Annotated in this window: 11 protein-coding genes; 7 read left to right on the forward strand and 4 right to left on the reverse strand. The window is 67.1% G+C overall.

Going from position 1 to position 15,605, the window contains the following annotated elements:
* Window positions 1-327: 327 nt before the first annotated feature.
* The 3 genes from DESPIGER_RS10580 to DESPIGER_RS10590 all read right to left on the reverse strand — a co-directional run bounded on the left by DESPIGER_RS10580 (window position 328) and on the right by DESPIGER_RS10590 (window position 5,630).
* A complete protein-coding gene (locus DESPIGER_RS10580) occupies window positions 328-1,407 on the reverse strand; it encodes a DHH family phosphoesterase (RefSeq protein ID WP_072336583.1) in 1,080 nt (359 codons plus the stop codon).
* 7 nt (window positions 1,408-1,414) lie between these two features.
* Window positions 1,415-2,221: a cobamide remodeling phosphodiesterase CbiR gene (gene cbiR, locus DESPIGER_RS10585; protein WP_072336585.1), complete on the reverse strand. Its 807-nt coding sequence runs from the start codon at window positions 2,219-2,221 to the stop codon at window positions 1,415-1,417.
* A 493-nt stretch (window positions 2,222-2,714) separates the two neighbouring features.
* Entirely contained in the window at window positions 2,715-5,630 is a 2,916-nt protein-coding gene (locus DESPIGER_RS10590) for an insulinase family protein (protein WP_072336588.1), read from the reverse strand.
* A 1,407-nt stretch (window positions 5,631-7,037) separates the two neighbouring features.
* Between DESPIGER_RS10590 and rpsB the strand changes: the two genes are divergently transcribed.
* The 3 genes from rpsB to DESPIGER_RS10605 all read left to right on the forward strand — a co-directional run bounded on the left by rpsB (window position 7,038) and on the right by DESPIGER_RS10605 (window position 10,694).
* Complete coding sequence (gene rpsB / locus DESPIGER_RS10595; RefSeq protein WP_072336591.1) at window positions 7,038-7,799, forward strand: 30S ribosomal protein S2; 762 nt, start codon at window positions 7,038-7,040, stop codon at window positions 7,797-7,799.
* Between the two features lie 238 nt (window positions 7,800-8,037).
* A complete protein-coding gene (gene tsf, locus DESPIGER_RS10600) occupies window positions 8,038-8,892 on the forward strand; it encodes a translation elongation factor Ts (protein WP_072336594.1) in 855 nt (284 codons plus the stop codon).
* Window positions 8,893-9,080: 188 nt separating this feature from the next.
* Window positions 9,081-10,694 (forward strand): TerC family protein, encoded by a 1,614-nt coding sequence (locus DESPIGER_RS10605; RefSeq protein WP_072336597.1) that lies wholly within the window; start codon window positions 9,081-9,083, stop codon window positions 10,692-10,694.
* Window positions 10,695-10,991: 297 nt separating this feature from the next.
* On the opposite strand, the gene DESPIGER_RS10610 is transcribed toward DESPIGER_RS10605, so the two are convergent.
* Window positions 10,992-12,098 carry an AI-2E family transporter gene (locus DESPIGER_RS10610; RefSeq protein ID WP_072336600.1) on the reverse strand — a complete coding sequence of 369 codons (1,107 nt, stop codon included), beginning with the start codon at window positions 12,096-12,098 and terminating at the stop codon, window positions 10,992-10,994.
* Window positions 12,099-12,509: 411 nt separating this feature from the next.
* Here DESPIGER_RS10610 and pyrH point away from each other — a divergent pair, with 411 nt between their 5' ends.
* The 4 genes from pyrH to DESPIGER_RS10630 all read left to right on the forward strand — a co-directional run bounded on the left by pyrH (window position 12,510) and on the right by DESPIGER_RS10630 (window position 15,489).
* Window positions 12,510-13,226 carry a UMP kinase gene (gene pyrH / locus DESPIGER_RS10615; protein ID WP_006007843.1) on the forward strand — a complete coding sequence of 239 codons (717 nt, stop codon included), beginning with the start codon at window positions 12,510-12,512 and terminating at the stop codon, window positions 13,224-13,226.
* A 40-nt stretch (window positions 13,227-13,266) separates the two neighbouring features.
* A complete protein-coding gene (gene frr / locus DESPIGER_RS10620) occupies window positions 13,267-13,827 on the forward strand; it encodes a ribosome recycling factor (protein ID WP_072336603.1) in 561 nt (186 codons plus the stop codon).
* Between the two features lie 137 nt (window positions 13,828-13,964).
* Window positions 13,965-14,687 (forward strand): isoprenyl transferase, encoded by a 723-nt coding sequence (locus tag DESPIGER_RS10625; RefSeq protein ID WP_072336606.1) that lies wholly within the window; start codon window positions 13,965-13,967, stop codon window positions 14,685-14,687.
* Complete coding sequence (locus tag DESPIGER_RS10630) at window positions 14,677-15,489, forward strand: phosphatidate cytidylyltransferase (protein WP_072336609.1); 813 nt, start codon at window positions 14,677-14,679, stop codon at window positions 15,487-15,489. Before DESPIGER_RS10625 ends, DESPIGER_RS10630 begins: the two co-directional genes overlap by 11 nt.
* Window positions 15,490-15,605 lie beyond the last annotated feature (116 nt).

Consider the following 15,605-nt stretch of genomic DNA (forward strand, 5'->3'; position numbering starts at 1 on the left):
GCAGGAACGAAACGGGACATCTTCAAAACTCCAACAGTTTCCAAGAAAGCTACGCCGCAGCCCGGGGCTTGTCAAGAGTCGCTCGTGAAAAAAATGCCTCCCGCCGGAAAATAGCGGGAGGACACGGCCTGCCTTCCCGTTTTTCCCTGTTATTCCATAGTGTTCCATAAGATCGCCGCATAGGAAGCCATGCGCGGGTAGGGGGGAAGGGCCTCCCGCGGCGGTACGGGACGGCCCTGCGGGGGCGGCGCCGGCGCAGAAAGAAAGGGCAGCTGACGCGCACGTCATCTGCCCTCATCCGCTTTCATCGCCGGTATGTGGTCCTGCTCAGGCCCCGTGGGCCAGGGCCTGCATGGGCGCGGGTTCCAGCGTCTCGCTGTGCACGGCCTGCTGGCCGGCATCTTCGGCCAGGGGCGCGGCGCTGGCCGTGACCGGGCGCAGCTTGCGGCTGTGCAGGCGCTGGAAGATGAACTCCGCGGGCTTGGTGCCCGCCGGGATGGCCGACAGGGGGAACTCCGCGCGGCCCAGGTTGCGGTGGCCGCCGGCGGAGCCCACGTCGTAGAAGCAGGCGTCGGCCAGACGGCCGATGTCGCGGCTGCCGTCGCCGCGGAAGATGACCACCACGGTCTTGTCCACCACGCCGCAGACGGCGATCCACTTGAGGCCGTGCACGCGGGTGAAGAAGTCCGCCACGGCCACCAGCAGGTCGGCGCTGTCCACCTCGTTGAGCCAGACCATGGCCCCGCCCCGGCAGTCGCGCAGGGAGCGGAAGGCGCGCGAGAAAAGGGGCAGCCAGGCGCGCAGGTATTCGCTGCGGATGATGCGGCGCAGCAGGGTGGCGTCGGCGTGCTTGATGAGCCACTGGTAGGCGCGCAGGTCCTCCTCGCCGCCGGAGCGTTCGAAGGTGGCGGTATCCGTGCGGATGCCGTAGAGCAGCGCCGTGGAGAGCAGCGGCCCGGGCTTGATGCGCAGGCCCTGGAGGTAGCGGGTCATCATGGTGCTGGTGGCACCGAAGCCGGGGCGGATGTCGCAGTAGGGCGCCTGCGGCAGCTGGCCCGCGGTGAGGGGATGATGGTCGATGATGAGATCGAAGGGGATGCCCTGGAAGGCCGGGTTGTGGTGGGGCTGGGAATCCACCATGGCGAAATTGGTGTAGAGGTCGGCCTTTTCGGGCTGCCAGAGCTTGGCCGGGATGCGCAGGTAGCGGATCATGGCCAGGTTGTCGGGCCGGGTGACCTCGTTGATGCGGAAGATGTCCACACCGCGCACACGATGCGCCATGATGCGCTTGAGGGCCAGTGCCGAAGCCAGGGCATCAGGGTCCGCCGCGATGAGGATGGCCCAGCGCTGATCCTTGGTCAGTGTCTGCCGCCACTGTCGCATCTGCGCTACATAGGGATTGGTCATGACCGCTTTACTCCGCTGTTTTGGCGTTGTGGGGGCCGTGCGGGCAGCCGGGGGACACGGTATCCGGCTGGCTGGCCAGCAGGTCGCGCAGAAGGGGCAGGGATTCCTCGACCCCCTGCCAGCGGAAGATCTCCAGCAGATGACGGCAGGCAGGGGGCAGACGGCCGGCCAGTTGCCGTGCCAGATGCCGCTGGGAGGGCGTGAACCGGTGCAGGGCCAGATGCTGGTCCCGGGTGCCGGGGGCGCTCCAGTGGACCAGGGCCGCCGTCTCGGGCAGAGGGGATGCCCAAAGTGCGTTCTGAGCATAGCCCATGAGATGGCCGACGTCCAGACAGAAGCCCAGGCCGTGTTCGGCCGGGAAGCCGCGCCCCAGGCCGGCGATGTCGCAGATGTCGGTGTTCTCCAGCAGCAGGGGGATACTGCTGCGGCGCTGCCAGCAGGCGGCGGCCTGCCGCAGGATGAAACGCTGCAGCACGGGGCTGCCCTTGGGCGCGTGGAGCACGGCGGCCCAGGGCCTGAGCCGGGCCACCCTGTCGAAGACGCGCAGGGCCAGTTCCACGGCCACGCGCACGGCATCGGCATCCTTCTTGCGCGGCCAGGGCAGGTCCACGGGCAGGTGCACATGCCAGCTCAGGGGCAGGTCCGCCAGCGCGGGGGGCAGGTCGTCCTCGCCGTAGTCCAGGCAGGAGCGGGCCTCGAAAAGGCACAGGGCCACCTCGTCGACGCGCCCGGCCAGGAAGCGGGCATTGTCGGCCACATTGGCGGGCAGGACGAAGGAAGGGGCGCCGATGACGGGGCCGGGGGTCTGCTTCATGGAGCCTCCTTGGGAGCAGGTGCGGGGAAGGTCCCCGAGGGGCCTCCCGGACGCGGGGCAGGGGCGCCGTTGCCCGGAAGGATGCCGCAGGGCCCGGGGATGCCGGGGACCGGCAGGACGTCCCGTCCCCGGGGGGGCGGAAGGCACGGCAGCAGCACGGGAAGGCGGCCAGCGGGCGGGGTGTGCCCGTACGGGGCCTGTCCGAAGGCTGCCCTGAAAAAGTAGATATTCCAGAGGGAAAAGGCAATACGGCAAGCCGTCTTTGGCCGGGCCGCAGGCTGTTCCCGTTTTTGCGGGGCAGGGCAGGGGCCCTGTTCCGGCGGGTCCCCTGCCCTGCGGGAGAAGAGCGGGGCGGCGTCCGGGAGGGCCCTTGCCACCGCCGGGGAAAAGGGGCGGGAGGGAGCGGACATGGCGGGACGGGGAGGCCCCTGCCCGTGCAGGAACCTCCCCGCCCCCAAGCCGTCATGTACGCATCCAGACCTCAGGGCCGGGACTACAGCAGTTCCTGCATCTGCCAGCCGTGGGCCTCGGCAGCGGCGCGGGTCCGGGCACCGCCCAGCACGCAGGTCACACCGTGGCGGGCTGCCTCGGCCAGCACGTCGGCGAAGTCGCGGAAGTGCCGGGCCGTGGTGCCGAGGATCTCGTCACGCATCTGCTGGCGGGCGTCCTCGTCGTCCCCGGCCAGATGGCGGGCCAGGGCCTGCGCGCCGCGGGCGTCGGGCAGCAGGTAGCTGTCCAGGTCGCCGATGGCGCCCACGATGGCGCTGGTGAGCTGCTCCCTGTCGGGACGGAAGGAGCGCAGGTAGTCGGCCATCCGGTCATAGGCGGTCAGGGTGTCGTCCACGTTGGGGTCACGGTAGGAGGCGCAGACCAGGGTGCCGCCCATGCGGTCCAGCGTGCAGAAGGCGCCGTACGCACCGCCGCGCACGCGCACATGCTCCCACAGATAGCCCATGCGCATGTAACGCAGGATGACGCTGGCCGAACCGTGGTAGGTGTAGCCCAGGTCGTAGAGGTTGGCCGCCTTGCCCACGTAGTTGATCTGGGCCGGGGCCAGGAAGGCCTCGGCGGCGGGCAGGGCGTCGCTGAAGGGCGGCAGGGCCGGGGCCGCGTCACGGCCGGCGGGCAGGGCGGCCAGCAGGCCGGCGGCCTGCCGCTGCACGGCATCCAGGCCGGCGGTCTCGGCCGTGCAGTCCACCAGCACGTCGGGGCTGGCCACGATGAGGCGGCGCAGCTCGTCCAGCTCGGCCAGCAGGCTGTCGGGATCGCTGTCCAGGCGCTGCAGGTGCCCGCGCACGGCCATGAGCTGGCTGATGCCCGACAGACGCTCGGCCAGCAGGCCGGAGGGCGTGAAGTGGGCGCGCAGGCGGGAGCCCACGGCCGAATGACCGGCCGCCACCAGACCGTGTTCCAGACGGGCCTTGTCCTCCAGCAGCATCTGGCGCAGGCGCTCCAGGCGCACGGCGCGGTCGGTCAGGGGCTCCAGCAGGATCTCGCGGAAGATGTCGAACAGGTCGGGCACCTTGTCGTAGACGGCCTTGCCGGCCACGCTCAGGTATTTGACCAGGCCGCGTTCCCCGCGGGTGGTGGCCAGCAGGGGATCGGCGCCCACGCCGCCGGTCTTGGCGGCCATGCGCGCGCCCAGCTCGCTGAAGTCGCGGCGGGCGGTGCCCACTTCGGTGAGGCTGCGGGCAAAGAGCGGCAGCAGGGGCTCCAGACGGGCCGGGACAGCGTTCAGGGGCAGGAGCAGGGCCGTATAGGCGATGCCGCTGGTGGGCAGGTCGTGGGCCAGCCAGGTCTGGCCGCCGCTCAGGGCCTCCCGCACGCAGGGCACGGGCGTGTTGCGCAGGGGCAGGGCATCCATGCCCAGGCTGGGGATGGTGGCCAGGGCCTCGGGGCTGTCCGGGGCGGACTGGGCGGCCTGCAGACGGCGGGTGGCCTCCACTAGCTCCTGCCGTTCGGCGTCGGAGCAGGCCGCGTGCACGGCGGCCAGGCGGGCGGCCTCGCGCTCCTCGCGGGCCTTGGCCAGACGGGCGTCGGGCAGCAGCACCACGGTGGCGCGGTGTTCGTTGTTGAGGAAGTGGTCGCGGATGGCGTTCTCGAAGACCTTCTCCCCGGCGGCCAGACGGGCCTTGATGCGGGCCAGGGGGCCTTCCCAGGCCAGCGGGGCCAGCGGATCGCCGTCATAGAGCCAGGTGGACAGGGCCTGGATCATGGCCGAGAGCCCGCGCGGGAAGCGGCCGGAATTGTTTTCGCGGTAGGCGAATTCCACGCTGTTGACGGCGGCCTCCACGGCGGCGGGGTCGATGCCGTCCTCGGCAAGGGCGGCGAGGGTCTCGAAGATGAGCATCTCGGCGTCCTGCACCTTGCGCGGATCCACGCCCTTGAGACCGGTGGAGTAGTACATCTGGCGCAGGTCGGTCTCCAGGCCGCAGCCGGTGGTGTCCTCGCCCAGGCCGGAGCTGATGAGGGCCTTGCGCAGGGGCGAGCCCGGCAGGCCTTCGAGGATGTGTTCCAGCATCTCCATGAGCAGGGCCTGATGCACGTCGCCGCGTTCGCCCAGCAGCCAGTTGACCGTGAACAGGGCCGTTTTCTGGCCGTCGGTGGCGGCGTAGGGCACTTCCACCTGCCGGGGCGTGTCGCGGCGGGGCTGCAGGGGCACGGCGGAATCCACCGTGCGGGCGGTGTAGCCCTGCAGGGCCTCGGCCACGATCGCCAGGCGCTTTTCTTCCGGGTCATCGCCCCAGAAGAAGAAACGCGCGTTGGAGGGATGATAGTAGCGGCTGTGGAAATCGCGGAAGGCCTCGTAGGTCAGGTCCGGGATGGCTTCCGGGTTGCCGCCGGAGTCCAGGCTGTAGAGCATGTCCGGGAAGACGGCCTGCTGGCTCTGCTCGGCCAGCACGGAATCGGGGGAGGAATAGGCGCCCTTCATCTCGTTGTAGACCACGCCCTTGTAGGTCCAGGGGCCCTTGGTGTCCCCGGCCTCCACGTGCCAGCCTTCCTGACGGAAGATGTCCTCGCTGATGCGGGGATGGAAGACCGCGTCGATGTAGACGTCGATGAGGTTGTAGAAGTCCTGCAGGTTGGCGCTGGCCACGGGGTAGCAGGTCTTGTCCGGGAAGGTGAAGGCGTTGAGGAAGGTCTGGAGCGAGCCCTTGAGCAGCTCCACGAAGGGTTCCTTGACCGGATATTTGTCCGAGCCGCAGAGCACGGAATGCTCCAGGATGTGGGCCACGCCCGTGGAGTCCGTGGGCGGGGTGCGGAAGCTCACGCCGAAGCACTTGTTCTCGTCGGCATTGCTGACGGAGAGCAGCTGTGCGCCGGTGACGCCGTGTTTCCAGAGCCGGGTCGTACCGCCCACTTCGTGCAGGCGGCGCTCGGTGACGAGTTCGAAACCATGACTGTTCATGAGGGATCCTTTCAGGGAAGGTTCGTTGGTAAGATTCATATGGTTCGGCTATACTATGGAGCCTGCCGCTTTGCAAAGAGCGTGCTGGTGCCCCGGCGCAGGAGCCTTTGCCGTGACGGCGGCCGCGGACTGTATAAAAAAAGCACACGGGCCGCCCGTTACGGGGCAAAGCGTCCAATTTTTTTACAACCTGCCGGAATGGCGGGGAAAAGTGTTCAATTTCTGTACAGGTGCCGGATAAAAGAAAAAGCCTTTTGAAGGCAAGTTTTTATAATAGTTTGTTTTTATTATAAAAATACATTTTGGCACGGCGATTGCTGTATCCCGTACAACAACGGCATCGTCCAGGACGGGCCCTCCGGTCCGCCACCCATACGGGGACAGCGCCGAACAGATATACATGCCATACCATCTTCTTCCTTTATGGAGGTCCGTCATGGAACACAGCAACTTTCTTACCGTCCGCGCTACCGCGGCAGCCGCATGGCCTCTCTGCTGCCTCGGCCCGCGACAGACCGCGGTAGCGTGGACAGCCTGACGGACCTCCTTCGATCCTGAAACGAACATCCTCCGCTTCTTCTGAGACCTCCTTCCTCCGGTCGGCCCTGTCCCCCCCCAGGACCGGCCGGGACTGAAAACAGCAACCTTCCTCCTCCTGAAAAAGTCCCTCCCCGGCCGGCTCGTCCCTCCTTCGGAGCTGGCCGGGAACATGCCGACCTTCCTCCTCCTGATACACCCCGGCAGCCCCGCCCCCCTTTGAGGGGCTGCCGGTGACCCCCGAAAGATTTCCCGCTAGCGGAGAACATCGGACCCGGCCACGCGCCGCGTCACGGCTCCGCTACCGGTACGGCCACGGAACGGCAGCAGCCCCTGCCATGTCGCCTTCAAGCGCCGGCAGGCAACGCCGCAGTCTTCCCCGGTCAGGCTCCCCGCTTTGGGGAGCCTTTCTTTTTTTGCCGGATATGGGGCTCCGCATCTTCCGGGCGCCCGGACTCCCCATGGCGGGAGCTTTTGGGGGCAACGCCGCCGGGGCTTCCAGACGCATCAGGCGAACGCTTTTTGCCGTGTCAGGAGAAATGCCCGCCACGGGCGCCGGGCAGGAGCCGGGCATCCCGCCGCCTCTCCGGCCCGGTCCCTGCGCCCGCAGCCGGACGGCCGCGACGGCCGCAGCGGCCCCGCCCGCCGGGAAAGGAGCGCCTCCCTGCCTCCCGGGGCTTGCCATTTGCGGGCTTTTGGTCTATGGAAGCTCGTTCATCGAAGCACACTCCGGCAGCGGCCCGGGGTGCCCGGCAATGCGCTACGGCGCATTTTTCGTTGCCTTCCGGTCATGGGGCCGGGGCGGCGGCAGGCCGGGTTGCAGGGTCTGGGCCGGTGTGGAAGATCACAACCCTTTTGGAGGATTGGAAAATGGCTTACGTCAGCATGAAGCAGATGCTGGAAACCGGCGTGCATTTCGGTCACCAGACCCGTCGTTGGAACCCCAAGATGCGTCCGTACATCTTCGGCGCCCGCAACGGCATCCATATCATCGACCTGCAGCAGACCGTGAAGCTGTTCCGCGTGGCCTATGACAAGGTGGTCGACACCGTGGCCAAGGGCGGCAAGGTGTTGTTCATCGGTACCAAGCGCCAGGCCCAGGAAGCCGTGGCCACCGAAGCCACCAAGGCCAACCAGTACTATGTGACCAACCGCTGGATGGGCGGCACCCTGACCAACTTCGTCACCATCCAGAAGAGCGTGGAACGCCTGAAGAAGCTGGAAGGCATGTTCGCCGACGGCAGCATCAACCGCTACCAGAAGAAGGAGATCCTGCTGCTGGAACGCGAGATGCAGAAGCTGGAACAGACCCTGGGCGGCATCAAGAACATGGATCGCCTGCCCCAGCTGGCTTTCATCATCGACCCCCATCGCGAAGACATCGCCGTGAAGGAATGCCGCAAGCTGGGCATCCCGATCGTGGCCGTGACCGACACCAACTGCGACCCCGATGTCATCGACTACATCATCCCCGGCAACGATGACGCCATCCGCGCCATCAAGCTGTTCGTGACGGCTTTCTCCGAAGCCTGCCAGGAAGGCGAAGCCCAGATGAAGGACGGCGCCGCCGTGGAAGCCAACGCCGAAGAGGCCATGCAGAAGGCCGCCGAGACCGAAGCCGCCGCCGAATAGCGCCGGTACGGTCTTCTGGCCCCGGGCAACGCTGTTGCCCCGGACATCGGCCCCGCTGATGTCCGCGCCCGGACGGGGATGCCCCGTGGCGGGCGACGCAGGAACCGGAGCGGCAAGGCTCCGGGCCCCCATGCTTCAAAGGTGGCGGCGCGGCTTTCGGGCTGTGCCGCCACCCTGCGCACTGCGCGATTTTTTTGGAATCTTGCTCCGGCCCAGGCCGGATACACAGGAGAATACAATGGCTATTTCCGCCGCTATGGTGAAGGAACTGCGCGAAAAGACCGGCGCCGGCATGATGGACTGCAAGAAAGCCCTGGTGGAAGTGGAGGGCGACCTGGAAAAGGCCGTGGACTGGCTGCGCCAGAAGGGCATGGCCAAGGCCGCCAAGAAGTCCGGCCGTGCCACCAGCGAAGGCCTGGTGATGGCCGCCGTGAGCGCTGACGGCAAGACCGTGGCCATGTCCGCCCTGCTGTGCGAGACCGACTTCGTGGCCCGCGGCGAACAGTTCGAAGCCCTGGCCGCCAAGGTGGCCCAGAGCGTGCTGGACAGCAACCCCGCCGACGCCGAAGCCCTGAAGGGCCTGGTGGGCGAAGACGTGACCCAGCTCATCGCCTCCGTGGGCGAAAACATGCAGCTCGGCAACTTCACCCGTCACAGCCGTGAAGACAACGAGGTGATCGGCCAGTACATCCACGCCAACCGCAAGATCGGCGTGCTGGTGGACCTGGTGTGCGACAGCGCCGCTACCGCCGCCAAGCCCGAAGTGCAGGAACTGGCCAAGAACGTGGCCATGCAGGTGGCCGCCACCAATCCCATGGCCCTGGACGGCGCCAGCCTGGATGCCGCCGCCATGGAACGCGAGCGTGAAGTCTACCGCCAGAAGGCCCGCGAAGAAGGCAAGCCCGAACAGATCGTGGAAAAGATCGCCGAGGGCGCCGTGAAGAAGTTCCAGAAGGAAGTCTGCCTGATGGAACAGCCCTACATCCGCGACGACAAGAAGAACATGACCGAAGTGGTGCGCGAAGTGGCCAAGGCCGTGGGCGGCGACATCAAGGTCGCCGGCTTCAGCCGCATCCAGCTGGCCGCTGAATAAGCTGTCCGTTCCGATGATCCGAGGAGGGGCCCCGGCCCCTCCTTTTTTTTGGCCCTTTTCCGCATATGCCGACGCTTTCCTGACGGACGCTGCCGTACGCTGTTTCCATCCTGTCCGGCGCTCCGCAGCGGAGCGGGAGGGCCGGACATCACGTCAGCATCACTGCCGCAAGGAGGCGGAAAGCTCCCATGTGGGATTTCTCGTGGATCGCCGATCCCTCGGCCTGGGCCGGACTGGGCACCCTGATCGTGCTCGAGGTCGTGCTGGGCATCGACAACCTCGTTTTCATCTCCATCCTCACCTCGCGCCTGTCCACGCAGGAGCAGCGCCGCCGGGCCTTCTTCACCGGCCTCGGCCTCGCGCTCGCCATGCGCCTGGTGCTGCTTTCCGCCATCGCCTGGATCGTCAGTCTGACCGAGCCCCTGGTCACGATCTTCGGCAAGGCTTTTTCCTGGAGGGACTTCATCCTCATGGGCGGCGGCATCTTTTTGCTGCTCAAGGGGACCATGGAACTGCACGAACGCCTGGAAGGCGGCATGGCCGAATATTCCTCGGCGCCCACACGCTCGGGCTTCTGGCAGGTCATCGTCCAGATCGTGGTGCTGGATGCCGTGTTCTCGCTGGATTCCATCATCACCTCGGTGGGCATGGTGGACCATATCCCGGTGATGATGCTGGCCGTCATCGCGGCCATGCTGGTCATGGTCATGGCCGCCGCGCCGCTGACCAGCTTTGTGGAGCGTCACCCCACGGTCATCATCCTCTGCCTGGGCTTTTTGATGATGATCGGCCTGAGCCTGCTCATGGACGGCCTGGGCTACCACATCCCCAAGGGCTATCTTTACGCGGCCATCTGTTTTTCGGTGCTGGTGGAGATCTGCAACCAGGTGGCCCTGCGCAACCGCCGCAAGCGCATCAGCATGCGCGACATGCGTGAATCCATGGCCATGGCCGTGCTGGGCCTGCTGGGCGGCGGGCGCCCCGGCGAGGAAGAAGCGCGGCGCGACGCCGCGGCCCTGGCCAGCGAGAGCGACGCCCAGCCCCTGTTCGAGCCGGAAGAGCGCGACATGGTGGCCCGCGTCATCCGCCTGAGCGGCCGCACGGCCCGCTTCATCATGACCCCGCGCCACCGGGTGCGCTGGCTGGACAGCGATGCCGATTATGCCACGGCCTGCCGCTTCGCCAGCGAGAGCCTTTCGCCCTGGCTGCCGGTGCTGGACCCGGACAGGGACGAAGTGCTGGGCGTGATCCATACCGGGGACCTGGCGGCCGTGACGCCCCGGGGGCCCGTGACGGGCACGGAGCATCCCGGTGCGGCGGCCCCGCAGGACGACGGCAGCGGGCGGGCCTGGAGCGTGCGGCCCCTGCTGCGCTCCGCGCCGACGGTGTTCGAGCACGCGTCCCTGACGGAGATGCTGGAAGCGTTCCGTGAGGAGCCCACGCCCCTGGCCTTCGTGCGTGACGAATACGGCAGCGTGGTGGGCTGCATCACGCCCACGGATCTGGTGAGCGTGCTGGCGGGCCAGATGGGCGACATGCCCGCCGGGCCCGAAGCCTGCCGCCAGCCTGACGGCTCGTGGCTCATGCCCGGCCGCCTGACCGTGGATGCCGTGACCTCCTGGCTGGGCATCCATTTGCCGCCGCGCAGTTCCTCGGCCACGCTGGCGGGGCTGCTGCTGGAGGCCCTGGGCCACATCCCGCACGAAGGCGAGCGGGTGCGCATCCAGGGCTGGCGGATGAAGATCGTGAAGATGGACGGCAACCGCATCGACGAGGTGCTGGTCCGCCGTCTGGAACATTAGCTGTCCCGGCGGGGCGGCGTCTGCCGCCGGTGCCCGGAAAGAGGGCATGCCGGCCGGCCCGTGTGTCCCGGGCCGCGGCAGGACGCCGGGGATGGGAGCATGCCCCGCCGGGACAGCAGGATCGACCGGAAGCAAGGGATCAGGTTCTCCTCCTTTCCCCTCTTCCTTGCTTCCGGCGCGGCAGCTGTGGGAGGCTGCCGCATACGGGGGACGGGTGCCGTGGATCCCGTCCCCCATTTTTTGCCTGCCCCGGGGGCAGGAGTATGGAAGGCCACCCCGTGCGGGTGGCCTTTTGCGTCACGCCGCGGGGCCGTCCCCGTCCGCAGCCCGCGTGGGGCCGCTGCCGTCCAGGGGCAGGGGCGGCTTGAACTCGTCCATGAAGATCTTCCAGACCGTCACGAAGAGCACGGCCAGCATGGGGCCGGTCACGAAGCCGTCCATGCCGAACAGCGAGAAGCCGCCCAGCGTGGAGAGCAGGACCATGAAGTCCGGCAGTTTGGTATCGCGCCCCACCAGGACGGGGCGGAGGATGTTGTCCGCCAGGCCGATGACGAAGACCCCGTAGGCCAGCAGCACCACGCCGGACACATAATCGCCCGTGAGCAGCAGATAGCCGGCCACCGGCGCCCAGACCACGCCCGCACCCACCACAGGGATGAGCGAGAGCAGGGTCATGACCACGCCCCAGAGCACCGGGGCCTTGATGCCCAGTATCCAGAAGATGAGGCCGCCCAGCGCGCCCTGGGCCATGGCCACCAGCAGGCTGCCCTTGACCGTGGCCCGCAGCACTTCGGCGAACTTGGCGAAGAGCAGGTCCTCGCGGTGGTCGCCAAAGGGCAGGGCCCGGATGAGCAGCACGCGCAGCTGCCTGCCGTCGCGCACCAGGAAGAAGGCCAGATAGAGCATGATGCAGAGGTCCACGAGAAAGTTCACCGTACTGCCGCCCAGGGCCACGGTGTTGCGCGCCACCAGCCCGCTGACCTTGACCGCCAGCTCGGAAAGTTTCTGGGTGATGGCCTCCGGGCCGTAGCCGTAGCGGGTGAGCCAGTCCTGCACGCCGGGCGCCACCTCGCGCAGCCTGTCCAGCGTCTCGCGGATGTCGTGCCCGCCGGACGTCAGGCGGCCGTAGAGGTTGGCCACCTCGTTGATGAAGGTATAGAAGATGTACGCGCAGGGCACGATGATGAGCACCAGGCTCAGGATCACGCAGGTCAGCGCCGCCAGGTTGCGGCCCATGCTCCGGCGCTGCAGGGCCTCATAGACGGGCGTGGAGAGCAGGGCGATGACGATGCCCCAGAAAATGACGTCGAAGAAGGGGCGCAGCATCCAGAGGAAGGCCAGCGAAACGCCGGCCAGCAGCAGGAGGAAGGCGCGATCCTCAAAACGGTTGGTGCATTCGAGCATGGGGACTCCTTGCCGGGTCTGCGCACGGCTTCGGTTCGGGACTCTTTCCGATACCGCAAAAGCCGGGGCCAGGCAAATGCGGCCCTCCGCCGGGCACGGACGGCGCACCGCGCACGGGCCGGGGGGGCTTGCGGCGGCCGGGGCAGGCCGCCAGGATGCGGGGGGCGGCGTGCCTCCCGTGCCGGCCCCGCGTGCCGGCGGCTTTTGTCCCGTCCTGCCGCCCGGCCCGCGCCATGTTTTTTGTCCGGGGGCCCGGCCCGTGTGCCTGCGGGGCGGCCGCGGGAAAAGTACTTTGAGATGGCGATGTTTTTTGCTATGCTGAAAAAAGCGCGTCCGAATGCCCGCTCTGCGGTACCGGATGATACAGGAAAGCAACAGCCGGCGTGGCCGGCTTCAACCAAGGCGGAACATATGGCTGAACTCAAGTACAAGCGCGTGCTGCTCAAGCTGAGCGGCGAGGCCCTGGCCGGAGAGCAGAAAACCGGTATCGACCCCGAAACCGTGGGCACCATCTGCAAGGAGATCGGCGGATTGCTCGACATGGGCGTGGAGCTTGCCCTGGTCATCGGCGGCGGCAACATCTTCCGCGGCCTTTCCGGTTCCGCCAAGGGCATGGAGCGTTCCTCCGCCGACTACATGGGCATGCTGGCCACGGTGCTCAATGCCCTGGCCGTGCAGGACATGCTGGAAAAATTCGGCTACCCCACCCGCGTGCTGTCAGCCATCGACATGCAGGAAGTCTGCGAGCCCTTCATCCGCCGCCGTGCCATGCGCCATCTGGAAAAGGGCCGTGTGGTCATCTGCGCCGCCGGCACCGGCAACCCCTATTTCACCACCGACACCACCGCGGCCCTGCGCGGCATGGAGCTGCAGTGCGATGCCATCATCAAGGCCACCAAGGTGGACGGCATCTACGACAAGGACCCCGCCAAGTTCCCCGATGCCGTCAAGTACGACAGCCTGAGCTATGACGAGACCCTGTCCCGCCATCTGGGCGTCATGGACGCGGCGGCCTTCGCCCTGGTGCGCGACAACAACGTGCCCATCATCGTCTGCCGCATGCTGGGCGGCGACATCCGCCGTGCCATCCTGGGCGAGCAGGTGGGCACCATCGTGCACGACTGCTAGCCGCGAACGTTTCGAACCCTACAGTCCGCAAGGAGATTTTATGGATATCGATACCATCCTTCTGGATACCGAAGAGCGCATGGAAAAAGCCCTGGCCGCCCTGGAACGCGACTTCCAGAAACTGCGCACCGGCCGTGCCACCACCGCCCTGGTGGACGGCATCAAGGCCGATTACTACGGCACCCCCACCCCCATCTCCCAGATGGCTTCCGTGGCCGTGCCCGACAGCCGCACCATCACCATCCAGCCCTGGGACAAGGGCGGCATCTCCGTGGTGGAAAAGGCCATCCTCAAGTCCGATCTGGGCCTGACCCCGGTCAATGACGGCCGCATCATCCGTATCAACATCCCGCCGCTGACCGAAGAGCGCCGCAAGGAGCTGGTCAAGGTGGCCCGCAAGTACACCGAAGACGCCAAGGTGGCCGTGCGCAACGTGCGCCGTGATGCCAACGACTCCCTGAAGAAGCTGGAGAAGGAAAAGGCCATCACCGAAGACGAACAGAAAAAGGCCGAAGCCGAAGTGCAGAAGCTGACCGACAAGTTCGTGGCCGATGCCGACAAGCGCAGCCAGGCCAAAGAAAAGGAAATCATGGACATCTAGCGTCCGCCTTCCGGGAGCGGCCCTGCCGCTCCCGGACGTTTTCCGCAGCCCGGCCGGCCCCAGGGGCACCGGGCCGTGTTTTTTTCGGCACGGCGCCGTTTTTTCCGGGCCTGCCGTCCCCGGTTCAGAGAGGTACCATGAGCGACACGCTTACCCATCTTCCCGTACATCTGGCCATCATCATGGACGGCAACGGCCGCTGGGCCCAGGCCCGCGGTCTGCCGCGCGAGGCGGGGCACCGCGCCGGGGCCGAGACCGTGCGCACCATCGTGACCGAATGCCGCCGTCTGGCCATCCGCCACCTGACCCTGTACACCTTTTCCAGCGAGAACTGGTCGCGGCCCAAGGCCGAAGTCTCGGCCCTGTTCTCCCTGCTGCTGGAATTCCTGGGCCAGGAAGTGCCCCGCATGGAGCGCGAGGGCATCCGCCTGAACATCCTGGGCGACATGGAGGCCCTGCCCCTGGCCGCCCGCACGGCCCTGCGCCACGGCCTGCGCCGCACGGCCGCCAATACGGACATGGTGCTCAACCTGGCCCTCAACTACGGCGGCCGCGCCGAGCTGGTGCGCGCCGTGCGCAGCATGATGGCCGAGGGCCTGCGCCCCGGGGACGTCACCGAACAGAGCCTGGCCGACCATCTGTACACCGCCGGACAGCCCGACCCCGATTTCCTCATCCGCACCAGCGGAGAACAGCGCCTGAGCAATTACCTGCTCTACCAGTGCGCCTACAGCGAATTCTATTTCACTCCCACGCCCTGGCCCGACTTCGGCGTGGAGGCCCTGCACGAGGCCCTGGCCGCCTATGCCGGACGCTCGCGCCGATTCGGGAAAACCCAGGAGCAAATCAATGGCCGTTGATCACGCCACCGACATCCGCCGCACCATCACCGGCCTCATTCTGGCCGCCATCGTCATCCTTGCCCTGGTCCTGCGGGGCTGGGTGCTGCTTGCCATCATCCTGCTGGTGGCGGCGCTGGGCCTGTGGGAATTCTTTTCCCTGTTCTGGGGCAACAAGCGCATCCCCAGCCGCATCTGCGCCATCGCCCTGGGCTGGGGCATGCTGACGCTGACCTGGGCCCATCGCACGCAGGACGCCCTGGTCTGCCTGGGGGCGGGCTTCGTGCTGGCCGCCATGAGCTTCCTTTTCCGCTGGAACGAAGTGGAAGAAGAAGGCGTGCCGGCCTTTGCCTCCAGCGGCATCTTCATGGCCGGTCTGGCCTATATCCCGCTGCTGCTGCTGCCCGCCACCTATCTTTCCACCACCAAGCTCCTCTTCGTGCTGGCGGCCGTGGCCATTTCCGACACGTCCGCCTATTTCGTGGGCACCCGTTTCGGGCACCACAAGCTCTGGCCCCGCGTGAGTCCCAACAAGAGCTCCGAAGGCGCGGTGGGCAGCCTGGTGGGCTGCGTCATCTTCTGCACCATCTACGGCGCCTGCCTGGGCAGCGCCAGCTGGTGGGCCTTCGCCCTGCTGGGGATCGCCATCAATGCCTTCGCCCAGCTGGGCGACCTGTTCGAATCCGCCCTCAAGCGCGCGGTGCATGTGAAGGACTCCAGCAACCTGCTGCCCGGGCACGGCGGCATCCTGGACCGTGCGGACAGCATCCTGTTCGCCATGCCCATGTTCGCCGTGGTGGACCAGTGGTTCTTCTTCTTTTAGCCCTTGTGCCGGGCAGCTGACGGACGCATCGGCTGCCTGTGCCGAGCCTGATTGCGCAAAGGGGCCGGTCTTCTTCGGGAGACCGGCCCCTTTGGCGTTTTTGGGGAGGGAAGGGG

Source organism: Desulfovibrio piger (assembly GCF_900116045.1).
Lineage (GTDB): Bacteria > Desulfobacterota > Desulfovibrionia > Desulfovibrionales > Desulfovibrionaceae > Desulfovibrio > Desulfovibrio piger_A.

Bases quoted from the DNA above. Each gene is read 5' to 3' on its own strand.
- DESPIGER_RS10610 (WP_072336600.1), bottom strand. From the start codon at position 12,098: ATGCTCGAATGCACCAACCGTTTTGAGGATCGCGCCTTCCTCCTGCTG.
- DESPIGER_RS10625 (WP_072336606.1), top strand. From the start codon at position 13,965: ATGAGCGACACGCTTACCCATCTTCCCGTACATCTGGCCATCATCATG.
- pyrH (WP_006007843.1), top strand. From the start codon at position 12,510: ATGGCTGAACTCAAGTACAAGCGCGTGCTGCTCAAGCTGAGCGGCGAG.
- DESPIGER_RS10590 (WP_072336588.1), bottom strand. From the start codon at position 5,630: ATGAACAGTCATGGTTTCGAACTCGTCACCGAGCGCCGCCTGCACGAA.
- frr (WP_072336603.1), top strand. From the start codon at position 13,267: ATGGATATCGATACCATCCTTCTGGATACCGAAGAGCGCATGGAAAAA.
- cbiR (WP_072336585.1), bottom strand. From the start codon at position 2,221: ATGAAGCAGACCCCCGGCCCCGTCATCGGCGCCCCTTCCTTCGTCCTG.
- DESPIGER_RS10630 (WP_072336609.1), top strand. From the start codon at position 14,677: ATGGCCGTTGATCACGCCACCGACATCCGCCGCACCATCACCGGCCTC.
- tsf (WP_072336594.1), top strand. From the start codon at position 8,038: ATGGCTATTTCCGCCGCTATGGTGAAGGAACTGCGCGAAAAGACCGGC.
- rpsB (WP_072336591.1), top strand. From the start codon at position 7,038: ATGGCTTACGTCAGCATGAAGCAGATGCTGGAAACCGGCGTGCATTTC.
- DESPIGER_RS10605 (WP_072336597.1), top strand. From the start codon at position 9,081: ATGTGGGATTTCTCGTGGATCGCCGATCCCTCGGCCTGGGCCGGACTG.
- DESPIGER_RS10580 (WP_072336583.1), bottom strand. From the start codon at position 1,407: ATGACCAATCCCTATGTAGCGCAGATGCGACAGTGGCGGCAGACACTG.